This is a genomic window from Streptomyces sp. PTL18, assembly GCF_059510295.1.
The window spans coordinates 179,232-203,272 of the sequence record NZ_JCAJZO010000011.1; the positions used below are offsets into that span (position 1 = coordinate 179,232).

The 24,041-nt window shown below is 68.7% G+C and carries 20 protein-coding genes; 7 read left to right on the forward strand and 13 right to left on the reverse strand.

The window, feature by feature from the left end:
- The first annotated feature begins 87 nt into the window (after window positions 1–87).
- From mycP to AC5WS8_RS22325, 4 genes are all read left to right on the forward strand, one after another.
- Window positions 88–1,416, forward strand: coding sequence for a type VII secretion-associated serine protease mycosin (mycP, locus tag AC5WS8_RS22310; RefSeq protein WP_496105206.1), 1,329 nt, complete (start codon window positions 88–90; stop codon window positions 1,414–1,416).
- 738 nt (window positions 1,417–2,154) lie between these two features.
- Window positions 2,155–2,469 (forward strand): hypothetical protein, encoded by a 315-nt coding sequence (locus tag AC5WS8_RS22315; RefSeq protein WP_496105207.1) that lies wholly within the window; start codon window positions 2,155–2,157, stop codon window positions 2,467–2,469.
- Window positions 2,466–3,479, forward strand: a complete 1,014-nt coding sequence (locus tag AC5WS8_RS22320) for a WXG100 family type VII secretion target (protein WP_496105208.1) — start codon at window positions 2,466–2,468, stop codon at window positions 3,477–3,479. Before AC5WS8_RS22315 ends, AC5WS8_RS22320 begins: the two co-directional genes overlap by 4 nt.
- Window positions 3,476–4,168 (forward strand): hypothetical protein, encoded by a 693-nt coding sequence (locus AC5WS8_RS22325; RefSeq protein WP_496105209.1) that lies wholly within the window; start codon window positions 3,476–3,478, stop codon window positions 4,166–4,168. The genes AC5WS8_RS22320 and AC5WS8_RS22325 overlap by 4 nt, the downstream gene beginning before the upstream one ends.
- A 193-nt stretch (window positions 4,169–4,361) precedes the next feature.
- Here the strand turns inward: AC5WS8_RS22325 and AC5WS8_RS22330 are convergent, their stop codons facing one another.
- The 6 genes from AC5WS8_RS22330 to AC5WS8_RS22355 all read right to left on the reverse strand — a co-directional run bounded on the left by AC5WS8_RS22330 (window position 4,362) and on the right by AC5WS8_RS22355 (window position 8,494).
- A complete protein-coding gene (locus tag AC5WS8_RS22330) occupies window positions 4,362–4,619 on the reverse strand; it encodes a hypothetical protein (protein WP_496105210.1) in 258 nt (85 codons plus the stop codon).
- Window positions 4,616–5,011: a hypothetical protein gene (locus AC5WS8_RS22335; protein WP_496105211.1), complete on the reverse strand. Its 396-nt coding sequence runs from the start codon at window positions 5,009–5,011 to the stop codon at window positions 4,616–4,618. The genes AC5WS8_RS22330 and AC5WS8_RS22335 overlap by 4 nt, the downstream gene beginning before the upstream one ends.
- A gap of 37 nt (window positions 5,012–5,048) precedes the next feature.
- Entirely contained in the window at window positions 5,049–5,330 is a 282-nt protein-coding gene (locus tag AC5WS8_RS22340) for a hypothetical protein (protein ID WP_496105212.1), read from the reverse strand.
- 592 nt (window positions 5,331–5,922) lie between these two features.
- On the reverse strand, window positions 5,923–7,194 hold the full coding sequence (locus tag AC5WS8_RS22345; protein WP_496105213.1) for a hypothetical protein: 1,272 nt from the start codon (window positions 7,192–7,194) through the stop codon (window positions 5,923–5,925).
- A gap of 84 nt (window positions 7,195–7,278) precedes the next feature.
- Entirely contained in the window at window positions 7,279–7,863 is a 585-nt protein-coding gene (locus tag AC5WS8_RS22350) for a hypothetical protein (RefSeq protein WP_496105214.1), read from the reverse strand.
- Between the two features lie 52 nt (window positions 7,864–7,915).
- On the reverse strand, window positions 7,916–8,494 hold the full coding sequence (locus AC5WS8_RS22355) for a hypothetical protein (protein ID WP_496105215.1): 579 nt from the start codon (window positions 8,492–8,494) through the stop codon (window positions 7,916–7,918).
- Window positions 8,495–8,623: 129 nt separating this feature from the next.
- Between AC5WS8_RS22355 and AC5WS8_RS22360 the strand changes: the two genes are divergently transcribed.
- Window positions 8,624–8,950, forward strand: coding sequence for a WXG100 family type VII secretion target (locus tag AC5WS8_RS22360; RefSeq protein WP_496105216.1), 327 nt, complete (start codon window positions 8,624–8,626; stop codon window positions 8,948–8,950).
- A 22-nt stretch (window positions 8,951–8,972) separates the two neighbouring features.
- A complete protein-coding gene (locus AC5WS8_RS22365) occupies window positions 8,973–10,052 on the forward strand; it encodes a WXG100-like domain-containing protein (protein WP_496105217.1) in 1,080 nt (359 codons plus the stop codon).
- A 521-nt stretch (window positions 10,053–10,573) separates the two neighbouring features.
- On the opposite strand, the gene AC5WS8_RS22370 is transcribed toward AC5WS8_RS22365, so the two are convergent.
- On the reverse strand, window positions 10,574–11,233 hold the full coding sequence (locus AC5WS8_RS22370) for a hypothetical protein (protein WP_496105218.1): 660 nt from the start codon (window positions 11,231–11,233) through the stop codon (window positions 10,574–10,576).
- Between the two features lie 109 nt (window positions 11,234–11,342).
- Here AC5WS8_RS22370 and AC5WS8_RS22375 point away from each other — a divergent pair, with 109 nt between their 5' ends.
- A complete protein-coding gene (locus AC5WS8_RS22375; protein ID WP_496105219.1) occupies window positions 11,343–11,771 on the forward strand; it encodes a hypothetical protein in 429 nt (142 codons plus the stop codon).
- Between the two features lie 11 nt (window positions 11,772–11,782).
- Here the strand turns inward: AC5WS8_RS22375 and AC5WS8_RS22380 are convergent, their stop codons facing one another.
- The 6 genes from AC5WS8_RS22380 to AC5WS8_RS22405 form a co-directional block, all read right to left on the reverse strand.
- Window positions 11,783–12,085, reverse strand: coding sequence for an SUKH-4 family immunity protein (locus AC5WS8_RS22380; RefSeq protein WP_496105220.1), 303 nt, complete (start codon window positions 12,083–12,085; stop codon window positions 11,783–11,785).
- A gap of 72 nt (window positions 12,086–12,157) precedes the next feature.
- Window positions 12,158–13,222, reverse strand: a complete 1,065-nt coding sequence (locus AC5WS8_RS22385) for an SUKH-4 family immunity protein (protein ID WP_496105221.1) — start codon at window positions 13,220–13,222, stop codon at window positions 12,158–12,160.
- A 49-nt stretch (window positions 13,223–13,271) separates the two neighbouring features.
- A complete protein-coding gene (locus tag AC5WS8_RS22390) occupies window positions 13,272–15,197 on the reverse strand; it encodes an ATP-binding protein (protein ID WP_496105222.1) in 1,926 nt (641 codons plus the stop codon).
- Window positions 15,198–15,831: 634 nt separating this feature from the next.
- Window positions 15,832–17,976: an SUKH-4 family immunity protein gene (locus AC5WS8_RS22395; protein WP_496105223.1), complete on the reverse strand. Its 2,145-nt coding sequence runs from the start codon at window positions 17,974–17,976 to the stop codon at window positions 15,832–15,834.
- A 14-nt stretch (window positions 17,977–17,990) separates the two neighbouring features.
- Window positions 17,991–23,420, reverse strand: coding sequence for a toxin glutamine deamidase domain-containing protein (locus AC5WS8_RS22400; RefSeq protein WP_496105244.1), 5,430 nt, complete (start codon window positions 23,418–23,420; stop codon window positions 17,991–17,993).
- A gap of 177 nt (window positions 23,421–23,597) precedes the next feature.
- A complete protein-coding gene (locus AC5WS8_RS22405; RefSeq protein ID WP_496105224.1) occupies window positions 23,598–24,008 on the reverse strand; it encodes a hypothetical protein in 411 nt (136 codons plus the stop codon).
- Between the last annotated feature and the right edge of the window lie 33 nt (window positions 24,009–24,041).

Here is a 24,041-nt window from a genome sequence, read left to right on the forward strand (position 1 = left end):
AGTCGTTGCCAGGCTGATATGAAGGCTGGCGCAACCGGCCTTAATCGAGTGAGGAGCAAGGAATTGGGTTTCAGACGAGTCTTGTCCATGACAGGCGTCATGGCGTTGACGGGAGCCTTGCTCCTCACTTCACCCCCCACCGCTGCGGCGGATTACATCCGCGATAAGCAGTGGGTCATCGACGTCATGAACTTCAAGAAAGTATGGGAAGAATCAGAAGGGCAAGGTGTCACGGTCGCCGTAGTCGATACTGGGGTGGCTGGCAGTCACCCTGATCTCAAGGGGCAGGTCCTGAAAGGAAGGGACTTTACTGGCAAAAATGGAGGCGCCCAGAGTGATTTCACTGGTCACGGAACGAGTATGGCCAGCCTCATCGCGGCGCATGGGCATGGACCGGATGGCTCGTCAGGTGTCATCGGTCTGGCCCCGAAGGTCAAAATCCTTCCGATAAGGGCTGGAACAGAGAATCAATTCGACGACGAGCAGTGGGCGGCGGGCGTCAGATACGCTGTGGATCACGGCGCTTCTGTGATTAACTTGTCCTTCGGGGATTCGCTTGCTCGGCCTGGCTCGGCGGGTGCAGAGGCGATTAAGTATGCGCAGGAACGCGACGCTGTTGTCGTTGCAGCGGCCGGAAATGACGGCGTTGGCCAGTTGGAGTATCCTGCTAAGCTCCCTGGTGTGGTTTCTGTTGGTGCTGTCGATAACAATCTAACCTTGTGGCAGGATTCCAACTATGGTGCAGGCCTGACACTGACTGCACCTGGTGTCAAGCTTGTTCAAGCTGATCCTACCGAGTCCAGTGGCTATGCAGAGGGAACAGGTACCTCAGACGCCACCGCATACGTCTCCGCCACCGTAGCCCTCATCCGCGCCAAGTACCCCAACCTCACCGCAGGCCAGGTCATCAACCGACTGATCAAGTCAGCAACCTTCCTCAATCACACCGTCAAAAAGGTGCCTGACGAGCAGTACGGTTACGGCATCATCCGCCCCTACAAGGCGTTGACGATGAACATTCCTGCCGGCCCGAAGCAAGGCCCTCTCGCCCAGGCCTCGCCGTCCACGTCCACGCAGTCCGGCAGTGCCTCGAAGGGCAACGCCGGCGGGAATTCGGTCAAGGACAAGAACCAGTCCTCCTCCGGCAGCATTCTCCTCATCGGCGGCATCGCAGCCGTCGTGGTCGTCATCGCGATCGCCTTCGCGGTAATCCGTAGCCGCCGCAACCGAGGTGGCGGCGGCCCCGGCTCCGGTGGCGGACTCCCCCCTCAGGGCACGGGCTACCCGCCCCAGTACCCGACGGGTCACCCGCAGTACCCCAATGCGGGTTCCGGCCAGGGGTATGCCACGCCTCCGGGCCAGGCTCCGCAGCAACCGAACCCGTACGCCCAGCGGCCCCCACAGCAGGGCCAGTAGGGGAAACAGCCACAAGAGCCACATCTTTTCAGCGGCGTGCGTACTTTGTGCATGCCGCTGACCCATACCCTTCCGCAAGTTCTTCCGTAGGCCCAAGTTGGCCGCGCCTTGCGTAGAAGCCATGTCAGTCGGGAGTCCGCTGCTTTCCCTGAGCGGTATGGATCGCCGCCCGGCGGTATCCGGTTCCCGAGCAGTGTTTACCCGGTAAAGGGCGCCCCCTCATCCAGAATTTTCGGTCGGCCCGCCTCACGGTCGCGAGTCCTGCACCGCAGAAGGGGCTCGACCTCACCAGAGCTCATCTGCCGAAGCGGACTCGGCTCAGCACAACCCAGCACCAGAGGAGGGACATACCCCACTGCAGCTCCCGATCAGGGGTACGGGTACCCAGCTCCTCCTGCTCAGCCCTCGCAGCACCCTAATCCCTATGCCTCGCCGCCTCCTTACGAGGGCCAGTAGGTTCTTACCGTGCTCGGGTCGAGGCGCACACCGGCGCACGTTTTGACACAACCGTCCCGGAGCGCTTCTTCTCCTCGGAGGCCGAGCTCATCGACCGAACCGCCGTCCCCACCCGACACCACGCCGAGCGGCGAGCCCATCGGTGCCTGTCATGCCGGGGCAACTCCGCCCACCGGCCTGACCATGGACCACGACGCGATCAATACGCCGGACGTGCCGAGTTCAACCTGAGTAACGTCCCACAAGTATGATCAGGTGCGTTTCCGCGATCAGGGAGAAACTATGGGGGATCAGGGATTTCGCGTTCAGCCGGGGGCGCTGAAGTCGTACGACAAGGTCATCCAGGCCCAGGCCGACCAGATCGCGCGGATCTGGCCGAGGCTGGAGTCGGTGCCGCTCTCGTCGAACGACTTCGGCAAGCTGCCGAACGCGCACAACCTTTACGAGGCGTACCACGAGCACGTGCAGGCCGAGCGGGACAACTTCGCCGACCTGCTCGAGATACTTCGCGACACCTCTGAGGGGCTCCAGGACACCGCGACGAACTACGAGAGCCAGGACGTGCACATCCAGGCCTCCTTCGGGGGCGGACGGTGAGCGGCGGCACTTTCCAACAGGTCGGCGACGCGTACAAGTGGACGCGGGACTTCGTCAACGAGCCGTTGATCCCGCTGCCGCAGATCGAGAATCCCGTCGCGGACGGCCTGGACGCAGGTCTGGACAGCATCGTCAAGGCGGCGCTCGACTCCACCGGGCTGATGGACATGCTGGAGGAGGTCACCGGCAACCTCGCCGGACTCACCGCGGCCGCCCACGAGTGGCAGAACCAGGCGAAGGCCATGCGGGAGGTCAGCAACGCCCTGCGCGAGGGCGGCGGCAGACTCGCCGGGGAGTGGGAAGGCACCGCGTCGGACGCGTTCGGCAGGCACATGGGCCAGGTGGTGGAGGCCATCGACGGCACCGCCAAGGACATGGACGAGATCGCGCAGATCATCAGTCAGGCGGCTGCCGCCTGCCAGCTCGCCGAAAACATGGTCATCGAGATCATCCGGGAGGCGATCGAGGCACTGATCGTCTCGCTGGCGGCGATGGTCGCGGTCGACATCCTGACCCTCGGCCTTGCGACCGCTGCCGACGCCCTCGTGGCGGATGCCGAGATCACCGTCTTCATCGAACGGGTGGAAACGGTCTCCGCTCGCCTGGCGAAGACGCTGGAAGAGCTGATGGAGGAGGTCCGGAAGATCAAGGAGGCCGGCAAGTCCTTCCGTACGATCAAGGACGGGCTGAAGGCGGCCAAGGCCGTGCGGAAGATCGGCGGCATGGGCAACAGGGCCAAGAGCATCAGGGACCTGGTCCGCTCCCCGTCGATGGAGAACCTCGGAGAGTTCGCGGCCGCCAGGGGCACCAAGGCCGTGTACGGCGCCGCGAAAGGCACCCTCGCAGGTGGCATCGGAGCAGTGCTGGGCGCCGACGGCCCGATGAGCGCCGTCACGGACGGGCTGAACGAGGACCCCGCCATCGACGCCGTGACCGGCCAGCTCGACGGCCGCAAGAACGATGCCCCGTACCGTGTGCCGAAGACACGGATCGAGGAGGACTTCGGATGAGCGCCGGCCAGTACGGTCCGCCACAGCCCATCTTCGAGCCACGCCTGTTCGGCGGCGGCTCCCATGTGCCGTTGATGGCGCCGTGGCTGCACCCGCATGAGCATCTGCTCGGGATCGTCGATGTGAAGCTGAGCGATCTGATCCGCCGCCCCCTGCCCCGCGAGTTGCGGAGCGGTAAGCAGGTGCGGGGGGCGCTCGGAGCGGTGGAAGGCGCCGTCGATGCTGCCGCCTCGGCCGCCGACGCCGTCGAGTTCTTCGACTTCGGGATTATCCGCAGGCTCCGACGCATCGTGCGCGGGGCCGGGCTCACGGGCGGGTGGCAGAGCATGGCCGGCCAGTTCGCGATCGCCGTGCGCACCGGGCCCGACACCTCGCGCACCGACTACGACAATGAACGGGCGCTGATGGTCTTCACCGACCGCAGGATCCTGCTGATGTGCACGGTCTCCACCAAGAAGGTGTCCCTGTTCGGCAAGGTCCCGCCCGGAACGCCGCTCAGGGAGGCCCGGCGCCTCGGCGAGATCCTGCCGGGACAGCTCCGGAGCGTCGCCGTCCGGCACACATCGCTCTCGGAACGCGTGGACCTGCACTTCGCCGACGGCTCCATGGCTGCGGTCGAGGCGACCAAGGAACAGGCCCGGGCCCTGGAGGCGCTGAGTCAGGGCATCGTCCCACCCCCGCGACGCTGACCCGGCGCATCCCGCGGCCCAGTCGAAACGGGGCGTGTCCGGTGCAGGCCCTGCCGGTGGCCAGTGCCTGGCGGGGGCGAGAGCGGCACGCACCGACGGCCGACGCCATACGGCTTCCAGCGGATGAGGTGCGGTCAGGCCTGTCGGCGACGAACCGATGTCATCAGGCGGCAGGCCTGGCCCCCCGGCTGGTTCACCGATCGCAGGTGCCCGACTGGCCGGCGCACTGCCAGCCGGAGAAGCCGTCCTGGGGGTGGTCGATGTCATGGTCGAGCTTGATGAACCCGTAGACCACGACGACGGTGAACGCGAGGGCGGCCAGCGCCGCCAGCCACAGTACGACCCGTAGTACCGACCTCGCTGCTCCGCGGCGGCCGGGGTCAGGTTCGGCTGCCCGGTCGGGGTCCCGGTCCCGGCGAACGTCGTTGCCGGGGGTGTGCCGGCCGGTCATGCGCAGGACGTCATCTCGTCGGAAGTGCCGACGACATCGAAGTCCCGGCCCAGGCCGACGGTGTTGAGGTGGGCGATGTCGGCCTGCTCCAGGTTCATGCTGGCCGGCCCCCAGCCCCCGGTCGCGTTGGCGCGGTGCTCGCTGGGGATGCCCCAGTCGTAACGCTTCTTGACCTCGAGCCGGTACGTGACCTCCCCGTCGTGGACGTAGCCGGTCAGCCGGTACTGGAAGTGGTTGAGCGCGTAGTACCACTCCGTGCTGCTGTCCCCGTCCGCGGGGTTGGGAGCGGTGGACTTCCACTCGGTCGTGAACGGGCCGTCCGGGCGGCCGTGGACGTCCTTCCGCAGCGTGTCGTCGACGTCCGACTGGAAGGCCGGGATCTGATCCATCATGGTCTGCGGTTCCACCTCTACCGTCTTGCCACTGCGGTCAAGGTAGTGCTGGATCAGTCCGGCCGCCGTGGGCCAGCCCTTGACCGTGGCGAAGTACGCGCCGACGTTGTTCAGCTGGTTGCGGACCTTGCCGGTCGTAGGCGTCCGCGCTGTCGCGGAAGTTCCGGGCGGCCTCGTCCAAGCGGTCCGTGACGACTTTGAGCAGGCCCTCCCACCGGCGCTGCATGTCGTCGACGCTGCCGACGAACGACCATCCGGGCGCCGCCTTCACCAGATCGCCGTCGGCGTCCTCGGCAGCGCCACGCGTCTTGCGGAGCATCTCGGAGGCGCTGTCGCACACATCGGCCCTGGCCCGGAGGAAGGACGAGGTGACGCCGACGTCCGGATCGCCGCCCCAGACCGGTGGCGGGGCGGGCGGAGGCGTGGGCGGAGGGCCTGGCGAGGGTGACGGCTCAGGCTGCGGCGCAGCGGTCGTGGCTGGTGCCGATACCTGGGCGTAGGCCAGCCTCGGATCGACCGGTTGGTTCATCGTCGCCTTTCCCGGAGCCGGTTGACCGGCTCCCACCCCGTGCGGAAGGAACGTTCTTGCTCAGCCTAGGCCAGCAGTCACTTGGCATGCCAGTGACATCTCCTTGACCCGCAACCGGCCGGGTCACGTACCCGTTCCGGAGCCGTCGGTGCGGAGGAGCCCCGTCGACTCCTGCCGCCTCCCGCCTGCCGCCTGCCGCCTGCCGCCTGCCGCCTGCCGCCTGCCGCCCGTCGCCTTCCGCCTGCACGCCTGCCGCCCGCAACGCGGTGCAGGCGGCAGAGGCCGATCGAGCGTCTGATCGCAGGCTCAGCTCAGCAGGGCCCGCCTGCTTCCGGCCGGAGGCGGACAGCGATGCTTCAGGCCCGTCCCGCCCCCAACGCGGCTACGAGCCGTCTGCGTGGACCGCGTAGACGTACCGCTTGCCGACGTACTCGCTGAGGTTCCAGATGACGGACTCGCTGTAGGCCCAGCCGGACGCGCCACTGCTGTGGTAGCTGAGGTCCTCGCAGCCGATGGCCAGGTCACAGACGGTGGTCGCGGTGGAGTCGCCGGAGTTGAAGGTGCGCAGCGAACCCTTCGTGGACGGACCGGCGCTCGTCGACAGGTAGTGCTTGCTGTTGCGCGACACCACTCCCTGGATCTTCTGCTGGGCGACGGTGACGGCCTCGGACGCGGTGAGAGAGCCGATCTGCCGGTTGGTGTAGTCGAGGTTCCAGCGGACCACCTTGGGTGTGGTGGTACCGGGGCCCGTGCCGTTGAAGGTGCCGTCCGTGTAGTCGACGGTCCCGGACTGGGAGTACTCGCTCACCACCAGGCTGTCCGGGGTGCTGGCCCTGTCGAGCCCGATCGTGGTGTAGCGCAGGTACGTCCCCGCGTTGTCGTAGGCGTGGCTCTGCGGCAGGACGTACTTGTACCCGTAGCCGTAGTAGGACCCGTCGGTGTGCAGGCCGCACACGTCCGTTTCAGCGGTGGCGACCGTGAAGAGGGTGTTGAGGTCGAACACCCTCAACCCCTTGTAGGTGTCGGCGACATACAGCAGGTTGCCGTACCACATGATGCCGCCGGCGTGTTTGCGAATGGGGTTGAAGGAGTACTCCCCGGTGCCGGTCATGACCGGTTCGACCAGAAGGACGTGCCGGTACGTCGGTGTGGTGGCGGTGGTGTAGTCGACGAACGTCAGTCTCAGGCCCTTGTCGAGCGCGTACTCGTTGGTGCCGTCGTTGTCGGGGTCTGTCTCGAAGTACCAGGAGACGAGGACGACCCGGTTGTTGCCGCCTGCCGGGTAGACCCCCTTGCCGTAGGCGTCGGCGCTGGTCGTGACGCCCTGCGGGATCCAGTAGTCCACCGCCTGGTCCGCGCTGTCCCAGGCGAATCCGGTCGCGAACGCCTCGACGGTGCCGGGGGCGCTGGTGAGGTGGGTGGCGTTGCGGTTGGTGTCGGCGATGACGGCGGTCGCGTCCACCCCGGCCAGTCTGGTCGCCAGACCGGCGGTCAGATCGCTGAACTCGCCGTAAGCGTTGGAGGATCTGCTGCTGAGGCTGAACTGTCCCGCGTCGACGGTGGCCGCTTCGGCGACGGTGGGGGCCGACAGGCTGCCGGCGGCTGTGACGAACGGGGCGGCGGTCAGCCCCTTGAGGATCGTTCTTCGGGTCATGGACATGGGGTGGAAAGCTAGGCACTCTTGATCAAGAAGCACAACCCCGCCCGTCGCCTCGCAGACGCGCGCCGGGGGCCTCCGTCAGGTGAAGAACACCACCAGCAGGCTGATGGCGAATCCGGCAACGCCCACCGCGACCAGTACGACGGTGGTGCGCAGCAGGGCCTGGCTCGCCGCCTGCCCGGAGGAGAAGCCGGTGACGGCGCCGAGGAGGCCGACGGCGAGGGGGACGAGGGCGCCGAACCACCATGCGCAGCCGGTGGCGATGGCGCCGGTCCAGCCGTGGTCCAGTTGGTAGGAGGTGTCGCCCGTCCTGCGGGCCTCCAGGACGTGGCCGCGCCGGTACAGGGCGTCGCTCTTGAGTTCGGCGTTGAGGTCCTTGGCGCTGCCGTCGTCGGCGGTGAAGGTGCCGTAGCACCACCTCGTCCTGGTCTTCCTCCGTGAACTGCTAGTTGTGCCCCGGTACTTGTAGTCGACGGTGCACGTCTCGACGGTGAGCCTGCCCGGTGTGGACGTGGCGTAGCGGTAGGGGCCGAGGAAGGCGCCGAGGGACAGGAGGACGAGGCCTACGAGGATCAGGCCCGCGCCGATGAGGCGGCCGAGGTGCGGGCGTTCTCCGGGAACGCCGGCGTTCGTCGCGGCGTCGTTCCCGTGTACGTGGGTCATGAGGGTTCCTCAGAAGAAGATGCAGGAGGAGATGCAGGAGAAGACGCAGGCGTTACACGACGAGTGAGCACACGAGCGCTGCCAGGGCGCCCAGGGCGAAGATGCCGCCCAGGAGCGGGCCGGTGACGGTCGGGGCCGGCAGGCGATGCCAGGAGGCCGCGAAGCCGGGGCCGTTGCGGGTGCCGAATCCGGTGAGGAGGCAGTAGACGCCGAACGTCAGCAAGGAGAGGCAGAACGCGAGAATCGCGGCGTCCTTTCCGGGGGCCCGGTCCTGCGGCTGCTCGAAGGTTTCACCTACGTGCACCACGGGGATTTCGGCCCCGGCTTCGAAACGCGCCGAAGTCTGCACCGCCACGTTCCGGTAGGTGGCTCCGCCGTGCTGCGCGGCCCAGGTTCCGGTACAGCTGAACTTGAGTTCAGTGGTACGCCTGTGCGTGCCGTAGTGGGTTTTCGTGTGCGTTTCGCATGAAGAAACCGTGAGGGTTCCGTCCGTCCCCTCGCCCGCGAGTTCGCTGCGCAGTTCCGGAACGGTCACCGCGGCGACGACCGCGGCCACCACGAGGAGCCCCAAGCCGAGCAGCCTTCCCGCCCACAGGCTCGCTGTACTGCCGTAACTCGGCTGTGCCGACACCACAGTTGGTCCCCCCGAACGACTTGACGATCTCTTGACCGGCGGGCTGGCCGGGCCGTGCGTGAGGAGTCTAAGGTATCGGCCTGTCGTGCAATATGAACTGCCGCAAGGGGAGTCCGGGGGAGAGCGATGGAGTTCGACACCTTTGACGTCGACACGGCCGTGCTCCGAAAGCAGGGGCAGAACTTCGTCGACCTCGGGGGTGATTTCTCCAAAGCCTCCAAGGGATTGCAGGACACCCTCGAGGGGTTGGGGGAGCCCTGGGAGGACGCGGACTTCGGCGAACTCTTCGGGCAGGTCTACACGCCGATTCGCGACGGCATCCTCGCATCGATGGACAGTCTTGCGGAACGGCTTCAGCAAATCGGGCACAACCTGCAGGACATGGCCCACGGATACGACGGATCGGAAACGTCGAACAGCGGTCTGCTGAGCGGAATTCCCGTTCAGCTCTAGTCGAAGACGGGGCAATTTCGGCATGTCGCTCACACTGCCCGGCGAGCTCGTCTGGGTGCTCGACCTCCTCGGCTACTCCTGGCCCGAGGCCGACGAAGAGGCACTGCACGAGGTCGCCGAGGCCTGGCGGGGTTTCGGCAGGCAACTGGAGGAGATCGAGGCACAGGGCGAGCGCTTCGCCCGGGCCGTCGTCGCGAGCAACGTCGGCACGGCCGTCGGCGGCTTCAGCAAGGCCTGGGGCGCCTACACCGGCGCGAACGGCGAGGACCGTTACCTCCCGGACGCGAAGACCGCGTGCGAAGTGATCGCCCTCGCCTTCGACGCGGCCGCGGTGGCGGTCCTCACGGCGAAGCTGGCCGTGATCGCGCAACTCGTCGCTCTCGCCATGGAGATCATCGCCGCGCAGGCGTCCGCACCCTTCACCTTCGGGCTGTCCGAGATCGGCGCGCTGGGCGCGACACAGGCCACGCGGGTGATCGTCCGGGAGCTGCTGGACAAGCTCAAGAGGGAGGTCATGGAGGCGGTCACCAAGGCCATGGAGCACGCCACCATGGACGCCCTCAAGAAGATCGCCAAGGAGCAGCTCGAGCAGATCACCAAGGAGAAGGTCAAGCAGTTCGCCAAACAGCAGATCAAGGAGCAGGCCAAGCAGTTCGTCCAGGAGAAGGTGGTCGACGCCGCCAAGGAAAAGGCCAAGGAGGCCGCCATCGGAATGGCGCAGGACATCGGCCGGCAGAGCATCGAGACATACTTCGACGCCCGCTCCGGTATCGACCTCGGGGAGACTGCGGGCGTCGCCAGGACGGCGGCCGGCGAATACGTGGACGGCCTCAAGAACGAGGTCACCGGCGGCGAGGGATCGACCCTCGCCGACTGCACGGACCTGAACGCGCATGTGGACCACGCCGTCGACACCGCGACGGAGCAGGTCACCGGGACGGTCGGGGACCGCGTACAGCGGGGTGTCGGCACCCTGGTCGGGCACGGTGCCCATACGTCGCAGGCGTCCGACGGGACTGAGGTCCCCGCCTCCTCGGCGCGCTCCGGCTCCGCGCACGCCACGGGGAACGCGCAGAACTGGGCCCGAAGCGAGTTCGGATGACGGCGACGCCACTCTTCACCGCGAACCGGGAGGTGCGGCACCGGACGGAGTCGGACCGCGTCGGCTACGACCATGCCGCGGTGTGAGCGGCTGTGACCCAGTGCCGGAGGGCGGGCGAACGGGCGGTTGTGCCACGGGTTCCAGCGGCGGGGTCGACGGACTCGGCCTCTTCCTCTCGCACTGCCGCATCATGACCGTCGGTTCGGTACCGGTCTGCTTGAGGGGCGTGGTCCCCTGTGATCCCCCAACAGCCGGTCATCGGTCCTGCACCGGGCCTCCGGGGAGGTGCAGTCGACGATCGCCGGAAGCGGACGACCCCGCGGGTCCCCGATCTTTCGGCTGCGGCCCGCCGTAGGGCTGGTACGGCTGTCGCTGCTGCCCGTGGCGGCCGGCTCCGGCACTGCGGTGGAGGCGTCGACAAGCCTGCGGGACCCCGTGGTTGAGCGAACAGGGAAAGGCCAACGCGAAGTCGACCGGCGAGGATCACCCTCCGCGGTCGGTCGGCCCCCACCGGAAGCCGGTCAGACGAAGTAGCCGACCAGGAAGCACACCCCGGCTCCCACGATCCCCACGCCGAGCATCCCGATCAGGACCGGACGCGTCACTCCCCGCCCCGCCGCCTCCCACGCCTCCTCGTACGAGACGCGGCTCCGGCCGAACGGGGCGTAACCCGTCGCCAGGCAGAAGACGCCGAGGCCGGTGGGGACCCACCCGCCGAAGAAGGCCGCGAAGAAGCGCCAGGCGCGGTCCATTCCGCCCTGGACGTAGTCGCCGTTCGCCGAGGTGGCCGTCGTCGGGGCGTCCGTCTGCTGCACCGACAGCTCGGTGCCCACCGCGTACCGGTGCCTGACCTGCACAGCCGCGGCCGAGTCCCTGCCCTTGCCGTCGTCGGAGACGAACGTGCCCTCGCACCGGACGGGGCGGCGGTGCCTACGGCTGCTCCGTGAGGCGTTGCTCGGATAGCTCACCTCGCACTGCCTCACCGTCAGGGTGCCGTGGGTGCCCGCCCAACCCGCCGCATACGCCCCTTCGTACGCGCCCCATCCGCTCAGGGCCAGACCCGCGAGCAGGAAGACCAGACCGCCCCAGCGCCCCAGGCGGCCGAAGGCCCTGCCGACGAGACCGGCGGCCGGTGAACGGCCGGTTCCTTTGCCCGTTCCCGTGCTCTGTGCCTGAGCCATGACGACGAAGTCCCCCTCCTCTTCGGGTGATCGGGGGCCAGCATGGCATCCGTGGGCCACAGGAGATACTTCGGGTGTCCGAGGCACGAGGGCAGCGAGGAGAAGCAACATGGCCAGGCACCCTGAGAACCCACCGACCCCGTACGACTCTTCAGAGGACCGCGGGGTGCTGGACGAGGCACTCGAACCGGAGCAGATCCGTTCGCTGAACTCCGCCCTGCGCAAGCTGTCCGAGACCGACAACGCCGGCAAGGGCTTGCAGGATGCGGCGAAGCGGCTGCTCTCCGGCCGGCTCGCCCTGCGCGAGGCCCTGGACGACCCCGCCGTGGCACACGCCCTGGGCGGGGGCCTGGCGTCCCTGCGCGGCCAGTGGGAGTCGCTCTCCGAGGAGGAGCGCGAGCAGATCAGGCACGGGGAGCCGCTGACGGGCGGCGATCCGTCCGCGGGGCAGTCCGAGCCCAGGGGCGAGGCGGGCCCGGCCTCACGGTCGGGGAGGAAGAGCCAGGGGCGGCACAGCGGCGGGTTCTCGCTGTACTGATCCCGTACCGGTCACCGGCGCTGTCTGCGGTAGAGATCGATGGCCGCCGGGTTCGGGAAGTTGGGCACGGTGACGGTCTCGCCGGTCTCCTTGGAGACGACGATCTTGCTGCCGCCGGGCGGGGCGGGCTGAGGCCGTCCGGCGGCGTCGGTGACCGGCGGGAACTCCGCGTACACCAGGTATCCGATGTCGAATTCCTCGACGCTCAGCTGGGCGGGCGTGCCGTCCGGCAGCCTGGGCTGTGCGTACCGGCTGCGGACGATGTCGAGGGCCTGCTCAGCGGTGGTCGGCGGTGCCGGGTTGTCGGATGTCACAGGTGCTCTCCTCGTTCTCTCAGTCGTCTCAGGTCTCTCGGCGGGGGGCGGGGGGAATGTCCAGAGGGCCGCTCAGAACAACCCGTGCCACATCTGCTCGACGATCAGAGACCACCAGGTGTCGGGGGTGGCCAGTGCGGACGCGTCGACGGCCACCAACTGCGCCTGCAATCCGGCCACTTCGGAGCCCGCCGCGACGGGGTCGAGGCCACGCATCCGCTGCCGCACGGTGGCCAGCAGCGCCAGGGAACGGGCGAGGGCGGCCACCGAGACGTTGACGTAGCGGGCCTCGGCGGTGACCGGGTCCACGGCCCAGAGCGCGCCGAGGCCGTCCGGTTCCGTCGTCCCGGGCACGCACTGCACCGCGATCATCGCGACCCCGTCGAAGCCGATCCGGGCCAGGTGGGTCAGGGCGCCGATCCTCTCCTCGCCCGCCGGGCTGCGGCGCTCGCGCAAATTCGTGGCGACGTCCGTGAAGAGGCCGCCGGCCGGAGGGGCGTCGGGTCGGTCGGCGGTGAAGAAGAGGGGAAGGTCGGCGGGGAGTCCCGCCCAGGTGAGCGTCGACTTGACGGCGTCCGGCAGGGGGCTGTCGGCGACGTCGTCGGCGTCGTAGCGGCGCACCCCCTCCTGGCCGAAGACCTCCACGAGATGGCGGCCGAGGGCGACGTCACGCATCGGCTCCGCGGGCGCGACCTGCGCGGGGACCGGGAGGCGGTACGGGCGGGGCGGAGGCTGCTGCCCGGCGACCCGGTGCAGCATCTCGACCTGCTCGACCAGCGCCGCGACGCCCTCCGCGCGCTCCTCGGGACGGGCGCCGTAGGTCTGCGAGCAGGAGAGCTGGGCGTTCGGGAACGAATTGAGGAGTTCGGCCGTGTAGCCGCCCGGGAGCAGGCCGGGACGCAGGTCGGTGTGGACGGCGACGACATTGTCGACGGGTACGTTCATCCGCCGCAGCTCGGCCCAGCACTGGTACTCGGCGGGCGGCATCCCCGGGCCCGAGTTGCGGAAGAGGGTGGTCTCCTCGCCGCCCGCCGGGTCGACGTAGGTGAAGACGGCGGTGTTGCCCGGGCCGGTGACCGGACGGGCACCTTCTGGCGCGTCGGCGCCCTGTACCGCCGCCTGCTCCTGGCTGGACAAGGGGAGGCTCCTTCGAGATGGCTGGTCGAACGGGTGGGGACGGGTGTGGCTACGAGGCTAGCGCCGCGTCGGTCGAGCGGATGCGGAGGGCCTTCGCCCCGCGTTCGGTGGCGACGAGGAGGATGCCGTCGGGGGAGAGGTCGGCGGCGGTGAACGGCGCGTCGGAGATCAACGCGGCCACGACCTCGCCCCCCGCCCGGTCCCAGACGCGCAGATAGTCGGCGCCTCGGCTCAGCCCCAGCGGGGCGGCGGCCCGCTCCTCCCCGGACGGGCGCAGGATCTGCCCGGCGTCGGCGTCGGCGAGGTCGTCCGGTTGTACGAGACCGTGGACGAGTACCGCGGATTTAGTGGCTCCCTCGGGGTCACCGACCGGGCGCGAACCGGGCGTGCCCGCCGGCACGACGAGGACGGCGACGGGAGTGGCCGGCCCTTCCGGGCGCGGGAGGCTGCCGACGGTCACGGCGCTCACCCCCGCGACCGGAAGGCTCCACAGGGTCCGCCAGGGCAGCTCGAGGTCGAGCCGGTGCAGGGCATCGCCGTACTCGGGCAGGCCGTCCTCGACGAAGGCGGTCTCCAGCAGGGCGGCGCGCAGCGCGGTGGGCGCCTGGGTGCGGGTCAGCAGAGGCGCGGCACGCAGGTAGGTACGGGCCGGTGCGCCCAGTGCCTCGACCGGAACGGCCTCGATGGCGGCCCGCAGTGGCACCGGATCGGCGTGCACGAACAGGCCCGGGTCGGTGAGGAGTTGGGGCAGCAGTCCCGCTTCCAGCGTGTGTCCGGCGATGTGGTCGCGCACGTAGGGGTCGGCCTTGCCCCAGTCCTGCTCCGGCACGGCCTCCAGCAGTGCCATCGCGATCTGCGTCTGCGCGGCGCGCACGTTCGGCAGACCGGCGCGGATCTCGTCGGCGATGGCGGGGTGCAGCAACCGGAGAAGCGTACGTCCGCCGCCACCTTCTTCTTCCTCCGGCTGCACGAACGGCCCGGCCAGCAGCACCCCTCCCGCGATGGCCTGGCTCATGTCCTTTCCGGCGACCGCGCTCGCCAGCCGCGCCCACAGGTGGACGGGTATGCCGCCGGCCTCCGCCAGGGCGAGTGGCGCCAGCATCAGCCGCAGCGTCTGCGGATCGGCGCCCAGCCGTCCGGCATGCAGATCGAGGGCTTCGCCGACGGAGGCCGGCAACCGGCTCTCCTCTGCGGGGTCGAAGCCCTCGGGGGCCATGAGGATGCAGTGGACGGCGAGTTGGACGACGAGTGGGCTGGTCCCCGCACGGCGGCCGATGGCCACGCCGAGGGCCAGGCGGGCGGCGGGATCGACCGTGAACGGCAGCTCAGGCGCACCGAACTCCGGGTTGAGCGCCGCCTGGGCGTGCAGCACCAGCCCCTCGGGGTCGGCCCACTCGGGCTCGTCGAGGTCGATGATCCGTACGGCGCCGGGTGGCAGACCGGCGGTCAGGTCGGCGACCAGCGGACGCGGCACCTCGGCCAGCAGCCGGACCGTCTCGGTGGCGGCCAGTGGGGCGAGCACCTTCCGCACGAGGCGCGCCGGCTCGCCTGCGGCCCGCACCGGGCCGGCCCGGTCGACGTCCGGTACGACGACGGTCACCGGGTCCTCGAGTGCCGCCAGTTCGGCGAACACCTCCTCGGCGCCGGCGGCGTCCAGCTCGTAGTGGTCGGCCAGCAGCCACAGCACCTGCGCGGCGGTCAGTCCGTCAGGGGCCGGCACAGCCGGGGCCGGCGCCTCCGGCGGCACCGTCGACGGATCCATCACCTCCAGCGGAAGCTGCTTGCGGAACTCCGGCTCGCACAGCATCAGGAACCCGGTGAGCAACCGCGAACGCCCACTGCCCGAACCGCCGGTGAGCACGACGACACGGGGCGCCCCGGAAGCGGCCCCACGCCATGCCGCGAGCGCGCGCAGCGCAGCCGCCCGGCCGCCTATGTGGGGGTGTGGTGCGTAGTCCTCGGTCGAGCCGGTCATGGGTCCCCGTCCTCCGCCCTCGCGGACGCCTTCGCCTGTGAGTCGATCTTAGGCGCCGTTGGCGCGGCGGTTGAGCCGATGAGGGCTGCCGGTGATCCCGAGGGTGAGGTGGTCGGGTGCGGGTGACAGGTCACCGGATGAGTGAGGAGCTGGGCGACGTACTGGCCGACCCCGCACGGCTGTTGACCGCTGACCGCGCGACAGTGCGCGACCGCACCGCCGCCGGGAATCACCGCTGATTATTCCGCCCGGTTCGTTCGAGGTGGCGAACTGGTCCGCCCCATTGAACGTTGGCAAGCAGAGCGATCCGGCCACGGCTGATGCTCTGAGCGCCCGATACGAGTGAGTCAGCACCGGCGCAGGCACTCCATGCGGTCAGCAGACGACGTGTGACGTCATCCGATGTCAGGCCAGTCCACGTAGACGGCGTCGTCGATCCGAGAGCCCAACTCCCGCAGGATTGCGCTCTTTCCGGCTCCGGATGCCCCTCGGATCGCGAGCATCTCGCACAGGCGAGGCGGCTCTGCCGACCAGGCCTCGACCCGTTCAAGCGCCTGCTCGTGTGTGAGCGGCGGGGCTCGGCGGTGGACCGGAGGCGTCCGCCGCACCCGCGGCAGCCTGTCGTCCGGCCGGTTCATAGGCGGTCAGCAAAGTCGTAGTCCTCGAAGACGCGTTGCCAGCACTGGGCGGCGTAGGCGTCGGGGTCGACACGAGCGAGCCACGACCGCAGGTCGGCTTCAACGTCCTCGACAGTCCAGTCGGACGCGAACCACCAGTAATAGAGCCGGGCCATGGTGACGAACTGTCGCAGCGAACTCCCGGCCAAGGGATCACTGATTCCGGACGACTCGTCCTGTAGCACCTTCCCACTGGTGCCGTCCAGCAGTAGGTGCGCTCCTTGCCAGGTCCCCAGCAGAAATCCGGGCCCTCGGCAGACCGGGGAGTCGGAGACCTCGGTCAGTCCGGCAGCGGTCAGATCCAGGGTTTCAAGCTCCAGGAAGCCGCTGACATGAGGGAAGCCGACCTCGGTCAGGAACCGTCGTGCGTCCACATCGGAGAGGCTCGAGGGCAGAGCGTCCGGGGCCACCCGCTTGAGCCGGGCTGCGCCCCATACGTTTTCGAACCACTCGGCGGAAGCCATCAGCGCGTCAGCGGGCAGGGGGGCGGCTCCCACCCTGGCGGTCGTACGCAACATTCTCTTCAGGACGCCTGACCGGGCCTCCGTCTCTGCGTTCGCGGAGTGGATGACAATGGCGAAGACCCCGTCAGCGGACGACATCACAGCACGGTCGCCTACGCGAACGGCACGTCGTACATAACGAGGCATGCGAGGTAGATCGACATGCCCTTCAGCCGCTCCAGCAGGTCTCCACCCCGAAAGGCCCTGATCCGCCGCGACGGACTCGGGGGCCATGGGAACGTCACCAGGGTCGGCAGCGGGCTCTCCGCTGTCCAGATGCCACGCTCCGCTGTTGCCCTGACCATCCGTGGCCATGGCAAAGGGGCCCGACTCGGCCTGCACCACTTGTAGCGCGCGTACGGTTGGCCGTTTGATCAGGCGGTCCGTGGTGGCGAGCCCGGGACCGGTGCCATGGGCCCACAGGGTGTGCCATGGCAAGGTGGAGATGTCGACAGCGGCGAGAAGCCGATCGGCCAAGGCCGCCTCCGACGGTCCCCGATTGAGGAGGCAGTGATGCAGGAGAGCCAGCCACTCGCCCTGTGCAGAGGGCCAGACACCACGTTCGGCGAGGTAGTAGAGGTTGGCGGCGAGGCCCCCCGGGGGGACGGCGCGGTTGTGGTGAGCGGCTTCGAACGCTTCGAACAGGCTGTGATAGCCGACCTTGGCCAGAGTGGATGCGTCTCCGAGGAGAGCATCCAGGTCTCCGGCCGCAGCGGCGTGGCCGGCTGCCGCGCGATGCACGTACCAACGGGTTGCGGACGTCGGTTCCGCCGACCGCAACGCGGAGAGCACCTGCACATGAAAACGCTTCGTCTCGTCATCGGAGACCGTCTCGCGCCAGACCTGGGCAACGGACTCGCGACGGAAAGCGACGCGCGGCCAGGCGGAGCCTGCGCTGTTCTCCATCCGTATGTCCGCTGAGTGCCGTGAGGCCAGCCGCTCCAACTCCTCGGCGGAGACGTCCTGTCCGAGGACCGCGCACAGAACGGGCCAGACGGGCAGCGGGACCACCCGGGATTCGGACAATGCGAGGGCGCGAAAAGCTGTGGTCTCGACCGGGCCGGCGGTGTCAGCCGAGGGCGCCCGGTGGTCGTCGGGGGCTCGCAACGTCAACTCGCGGCCGCCCAGAGCCGCCATCGCTCCTGATGTGTCCTCGACCTCGATGAGGAGCCGCATCCGCACGCTGCGCCTGTGATTCCTGACGAGTGTCTGCACCACCTGACGCATGAGTCGTTCCGGCTCGCACGTGGTGCGAAGGCTTCCTGCCCATTGCGTATTCGCCAGGATCACCACCGGTCCTGTGGTGATCCTGGCGACCCCCTCAGCGAAGTTGCCGCCATAGGTATCGAGTGAGGCAACGCCCAGGGAATCAGCCAGCTTGCGAGCGATCTCCTCGGACTGCAGGCCCGCACAGTCGAAGAAAAGCGAATCGCGCTGCCGCTCTGCGATTTCCCGGAGCAGCTCGGTCTTTCCGACCTTCTCCTTGCCGCCGATCCACAACCAGGCACTGCTGTCACGTGGCCTGTCGATCCACCACAGTGCGCGGTCCAAGGCGAGCTCGCGGGAGACCTCGTTCGGGCCGGGGACGGATGTACTCATACCTCGAGTCGTTTCTAGGAATCCGACGTGGGCGTCGGGACAGCGTATGCCTTGAGGACGTCTGCCACTCTGTTCAGGTGATGCTGGAAGTCCGCATCCATTGCCTGGCGCGGGGTGTTCACGCCCTCACGCCCCTTGGGGTCGGTGAAGGGAACGCCCTGCTCGCCCTTCCGGTATCCAGTCGCATAGCTTACCGGCATGTCCTTGGGCAGGTACTTCAGGATGTACCCTGAGCAGTCGGCATGGCCCGGAGACTTGGAAGGGTGTCCACACGGCTCCCGCTCCGTGTACATGTGCAACACGTCCAGGGGTTTCTTCCCCTCAGTCGCGCGGTCCTCGTTGAGGCGTTCTATCCAGCCACCTATATGCGGTTCCGAGTGCGCCGGCCGTGGCCCGGCATGGCTGAATGAACTATCAGCCACGTAGTGTGTTTCCTGTGAGTGCGGATCGAACACCTCGATCACGGCAAAGTTTCGCCCGGAGAAGTCGGGCTTCATGCCGCCCGTTGCTGCGATCACCTGTTCGGCCGTGCTCTCGCCGTACTTCTCGTCGAGGTAGTGCCGAGTGCGTTGGGCGGGCGTGCTGCTCTTGTTGTCGGAACCCTCCACGTTGGAGAAGTCCGACTTCGCGCGTATCCCGGCGGCACGTGACGTGTGATGGTTGTCGACGCCGTCGTAGTTCTTCTGCCGGAGAACATCCCGTTGGCGGAGTGGTTCGCGCTCTGTGTCTTCCCGCCATTTGTAGGCCGAGTCCTCGCCTTCACGCCGATACGGGCTGGTTCCGACTCCCTGGTTCGTATGAAAGTGGATGCTCAGCCGCGCCAGAACAGCGACAGTCGCCAGCTGCTGCCCGCGCGTCAGGTCTTTGAAGCCGGGGAGCTGCATCAAGTCGCTGCGGCGCCAAGTGGCGCCCTTCTCGCTGCCCTCGAGCAGGTGGTGCAACCGATCGTTGTGATTGTTCGCCAGGTCTTCCACGTAGTCGTGTACGCGCTCTTGATCGATCTGGTGTACGTTCCGGTCTCGGAGGTCCTGTTGTGCCTGGTCACCGAGCATTCCGTAGTGCTGGTGGTCATCTGGCTGACGCTCCTCGTACGGAGACGTGCTCTCGGGAGGCGCGGTGGAGTGTTCTCCGTCATCGATGCCGTCCCCCTCGTCGTGCCAGGGGTCGCTCGAATCTGCGCCCGGCTGGGCACCCGCTGGATCCTCGGGTTTCAGGTGGTCCGTACCTGCGGGGTCGGGTGGTGCTGGACGGTGGGGGTTCGCCGCGGTCTCGGCCCCGGGCTCCGGTTGTCGGTGCGGGTGAGGGTTCCCGGTGGCAGCGTCACCGGGACGGCTGGTCGGTGAAGTCGTGTGCTGTTCCGAGGCTGTGTGAGCGGTCTGGCGGCTGTGCGGGGTGCTGTCGTCGGTCCGTGTGGCGGTGTCGTCGGTCCGTGTGGCGTTGTTCCTTTCCGGTGCGTCGTGCCGCGAAGGGGACGCGTCTCGATCGCCTGTGCCCCCCTCCCTGCTGTCATCCCTTGCGTACGGTGTGTCGGCATCCGGCGTGTGCGTGGTGTCCGACGGGTGAGCAGTCGGGGTTTCCTCGGACTTCGGCGTGTCTGCGTGGGCCGGGCCGTCCTGGGTGTGGCCGTCGCCGTCGGTGAGCGATGGCTTGTCCGCAGTGGGCGGGGGCTCCGGGTGGTCCGCGTTCTTGCCGGAGACGTTGTCCGGGGCCTCTTCCGACGGATTCGGTGCGGGGGCCTTGTGCTCCTCGCTTCCGTGCGGCGAGTTGTCCGGCTCCTGGTGGGAGGCGTCGGTGCCTTCCTGGGGCGTCTCCGGCTCGTGGTGGGTGGTGTCGGGCTCGGTGGGGTGGATGGGATTGCGGTCGGCGTCCAGGGGGATGTGCCAGACGCCGGTCGCGTTGGGGATGTGGAGGGGTTGGTGGCTGACCTCTCCGCTCTGGGTGTCGATCCAGATGATGTGACCGTGGTAGTTGACGGCGTTGAAGGCGTGGCCGCCTCCGCCGGGCCAGGAGACCTGGACGATGGCTGCGGCGCCGTGTCCGGCTTGGTGGAGGTCCCACGCGATGCGGTTGGCGGTGTGGGGGTCGTCGCCGGTGCCGGCGTAGATGTGCTCGGCGCCCGCCCATCGGATCTGGTTGGCGTTGGCGTTGTGCTCGGGGGACCAGGGGTCCGGGTTGCCGTGTTCGTCGACGTCCAGGGTGCGCGGGGCTGAGACCTGCGGGTTTCCGTACCAGGTCTCCAGGAAGGAGCGGGAGCAGTCGGCGCAGTTGTTGCTTCGTCCGGGGACGGTGTTGCCGCCGTCGTTCTGAAGCTGGGACCAGTGACCGAAGGGGTCGGGGAAGCGCTGCGGGGTGCCGTCGGGATGGTGCGGCACGGCGTTCACCAGCGCCTGCTGGTCGTCCGGGTGCGGTTCCGTCAGGCCGCCCGGATAGTGGTTCAGATCGTTGCGGATGTTGTTCAGGCTGTCCTGGTTCGGGTGCTGCTGAGGAGAGGCACCAGGGTGTGCGTCGGGTGCGCCCGGGGGCGGCGGCGCGGCATGGCTCGCCTGCGACGGTGGTGACGACGGCCCTTGGGTGACGGTGTGGATCGGAACCGGCGTCACCTGGTGGTGCCGGGGGTCGTGGTGGTCGGTGGTCTCGGCTTCGGGCGTCTTCGACCTGTCGTGCTGCGACGCCGGCTCCTGCGGGCCGTGCGGGTGTGGAGTGGTGCCGGGTGCTGCGCCCGCGGGCTGGTTCGGCGACCGGTCGGGGAGGGGGCGGGTGCCCGGCTGGGGCTGGGACGCGGATCTGCCGGACGCACCGGGGGACTGGGTGTCACCGGGCCGTGTCGTGGAACCGGGCTGCGTTGAGGAGTTCGGGGTGTTGGTGCCGCCGGGTGCGGAGGCCGGCTCCGGTTCACGGCTGGACGAACTCGTTCTCGGGCTTGCGCTCGTGGTCGGATCCCGGTCTGGATTCGGGCTTTGGCCTCGGGCGGGTGTCCGTGCGCCGCTCGTGTCCGGAGTGTCGCGGGAAGCGGTGCGGTCTCCCGGCGTGGTGCCGGGCGTGTTCCTGGGGGTGGTTTCTTCGTCCGTGGTGTTCCGCGGTGTGGTGCGTTCGTCCGGGACTTCGCGGGGTGTGCTGCGCTCGTCCGTGGTGTCACGAGCGGGAGAGCGCTCCTCAGGCGCGTCGCGTGGTGCGGTCCGTTCGTCGTCCGTGGCGGTGCGGGGTGCCGTGCGTTCGTCCGTGGTGTTGCGGGGTGCCGTGCGTTCGTCCGTAGTGTTGCCGGGTGTGGCGCGATCGTCCGTGGTGTTGCGAAGGGAAGAGCGCTCCTCGGGAGTGTTGCGCGGTGCCGTGCGCTCGTCCGTGATGTCCCGGGGTGGAGTGCGGTCGCTCGGCGTGGTGCCGGGAGCGCTCCGCGGTGCCGTGCGCTCCTCCGAAGGGGTGCGGGACGCAGCGCGGTCCTCGGAGGCGGCACCAGGAGTGCGCTGCGTCGGTATGCGGCCGTCCGTCGTACCGGGCGTCCGGCCGTCCGTGGTGCCCGGCGTACGCCTCTCGGCTGCGCCGGGTATTCGTCCCTCGCCCACGCCCGTTGTGCGGTTGCCGCCCGCACCGGCTGCGCGACCGTCACTCGCGCCGGCTATTCGGCCGTCACCCGCACCTGTTGAGCGGTTGCCGACCGCATCGGACAGGCGGGCGTCCGGTACCGAGGTGCGCGTCGCCCGCGGCGCAGTCGAGGACGCCGTTGGGCTCGGAGTGGAGAGGGGGCCCGTTCCCGTCGCTGACGCGGGGCTGGGCGTCGTGGAGGAAGGATTCCTTGCCGCGGCGGAGGTGGGAGTCGGGCTGGTGGGACCCGTCGACGAGGACGGGGCCCCGGGGGCGCTTGCGGTGGAGCGTGGAGCGGGACCGCTGTCCACGCTCGACGCAGGCGTGGGCGAGGCCGGCATGGCCGAGATGCCGTCCGCCCGGCCGCCCGTTCCGCTGGGCGAGTGGTCGGTGGTGGCCGGGGTGGGGGCGGCGTGGGACTGGGTGGGGGCGCCGGCCGCCAGGCTGTCGATCGACGTGCCGATTCCGCCGTTGCCGCCTCCTGCCGGGGGCGCCGTACCGTCGGACGACACATGGGTGGGTGCGGTGTGCGGGGTCGGTGAGGAGAGGCCGGAGGGGGAAGAACCGCCGCCGGAGCCGGAGCCGGAGCCGGACGTGTTCTCGACGCCGGACGAACCGGTCACGTCCGAGGAGCTGTGCGATGTTCCGCTCGGTGCCGCATCGTCGAAGTCCGACAGCGACGTCGTATGCCTCGGAGCCGCCACGTCCGAGGAGGAAGGAGTCTCCCCGGATCCGGACCCCGACCCGGAGTCGGATCCGGAGTCGGATCCCGGGTCGATACCGGAGTGAGAGACGGGGTCCCCGCCCAGATCCGGGGTGTGGACACCGGCGTCCCCGGCGTCGGCGGATGGACCGCGGCCTATGTGGCTCCCCGCACCCGTGCCCGAATCCGCGCTCCCCTCCGAGTGTGTCGGCGTCGAGGAGTCCGACCTGGAGGAGGTGGAATCGTCGGACGAGGACGAAGTCGAGGAGTCGGACGGCGACCTCGAGGACGAGGATTCGGACGAGGACTCCGACTCGGAGTCCGACGACGAGCTCGAGGAGGAGCCGGCCTCCCCGTCGCCGCCGCCCTCCCCCTCCGCATCGTCGCCGTGGGACGTCCCCGACTCGTGGTAGCCGTCGATGCGGCTGTCGATGGCGTGGTGGAAGCGGCTGCCGGCCTTCTGGCCCAGGTTGTCGCGTACGCCCTCGGCCAGGGTCAGGGGGGTCTGCTTGATGGAGTCCCAGCCGGCGTCGGCGCCGGCTTTGACGGTCTTGCCGAGGTCGTAGCCCTGCTGGGCGCCGAAGCCGACGTTCACCGTCTGCCGGATCAGGTCCGTGATGATCGCTTGGATCGCCGAGATGGCGGGTTGCTTCATCGCCTGGACGATCGACTCCATGAGCGCCTCTTTGAGCTCGTCGAAGAGGCGTCGGACGATCAGCCGGGTGACCTGGGTGGCGCCGAGTGCGCCCGCCTCGGACAGGCCGAAGGTGAAGGGTGCGGCGGCCTGGGCGGCGGCGATCTCGAAGGCCAGCGCGATCAGCTGGGCGATCACCGCCCACTTGGCGAACTCGACGAGGTAGGCACACGCTTCCAGTACGTTTGCGATGGTGTAGGCGGCCTGGGCGGCACTCGAGAGGTAGCCGTCGGAGCCGTTGCCACCGTCGAACTTGGCGTAGACCTTGGTGAACTTGTCAATGGACTCACCGGCGTTGTGGGCGACCACCGTCCTGGCACTGGTGTTCGCCCTGGCGTGCAGCTCCGAGACGTCGTCGCCGAACTTGCGCCAAAGCGCCGCACACTCTCTGAGCTTGTCCTCGTCCGCCGTCGGCCAGCGGTAGCCGAGCATTTGGAGAACCCATTCGAGCTCGTCCGGCAGCATCATCGACACAGCGCGCACACCCCGTTCGCAACCGGCGTCCAACTGCCCCATCCATCAAGGGACATCACGCATGGAACCGCCGTGCGCACAGCTTACGGAGTCGTCCGGAGGCGACCTCAGGGGGTTGCTGTCCCACATCTGTTGCAGGCAACGCGGCGTGACGGTGACGACGGCACCACCTCAGGCCTCTCGCCGGCCCTCGTGCCTGCGCGACAGGTGCTGCAACCTCGTCGTGTCCACCTGGCCGTCGTACTCGGCGGTGATCCGACGCCAGGCGGCGTCCTCGTTGCCCTCGTTCTTCTCGTGCCGCACGCCCATCTCGGTGAACGCCAGCCCCATCCCCGCGAGCCGTTGCGCCAGGCTGCCCATCGACTCGTACATGCCTTCACGCAAACCTTCGTAGGCGACTCCGAAGTACTGTCCGATGTCGTCGTCGCCCCATGGCGGGGTGGCGCCTTCGCGGCCCTCCAGCGCGGACAGCCCCGTCTTCAGGGCCTCCACCGCCTTGCTGAAGTCCTGGCCCACCGTAAACATGCTGAAGCCCTCGGCCTTGAGGACCGAAGGATCGGCGCGCAGGCCGTCGCTGCCCACAACTTCCCCCCGTGACTCGCCTTTTGGGTTCGC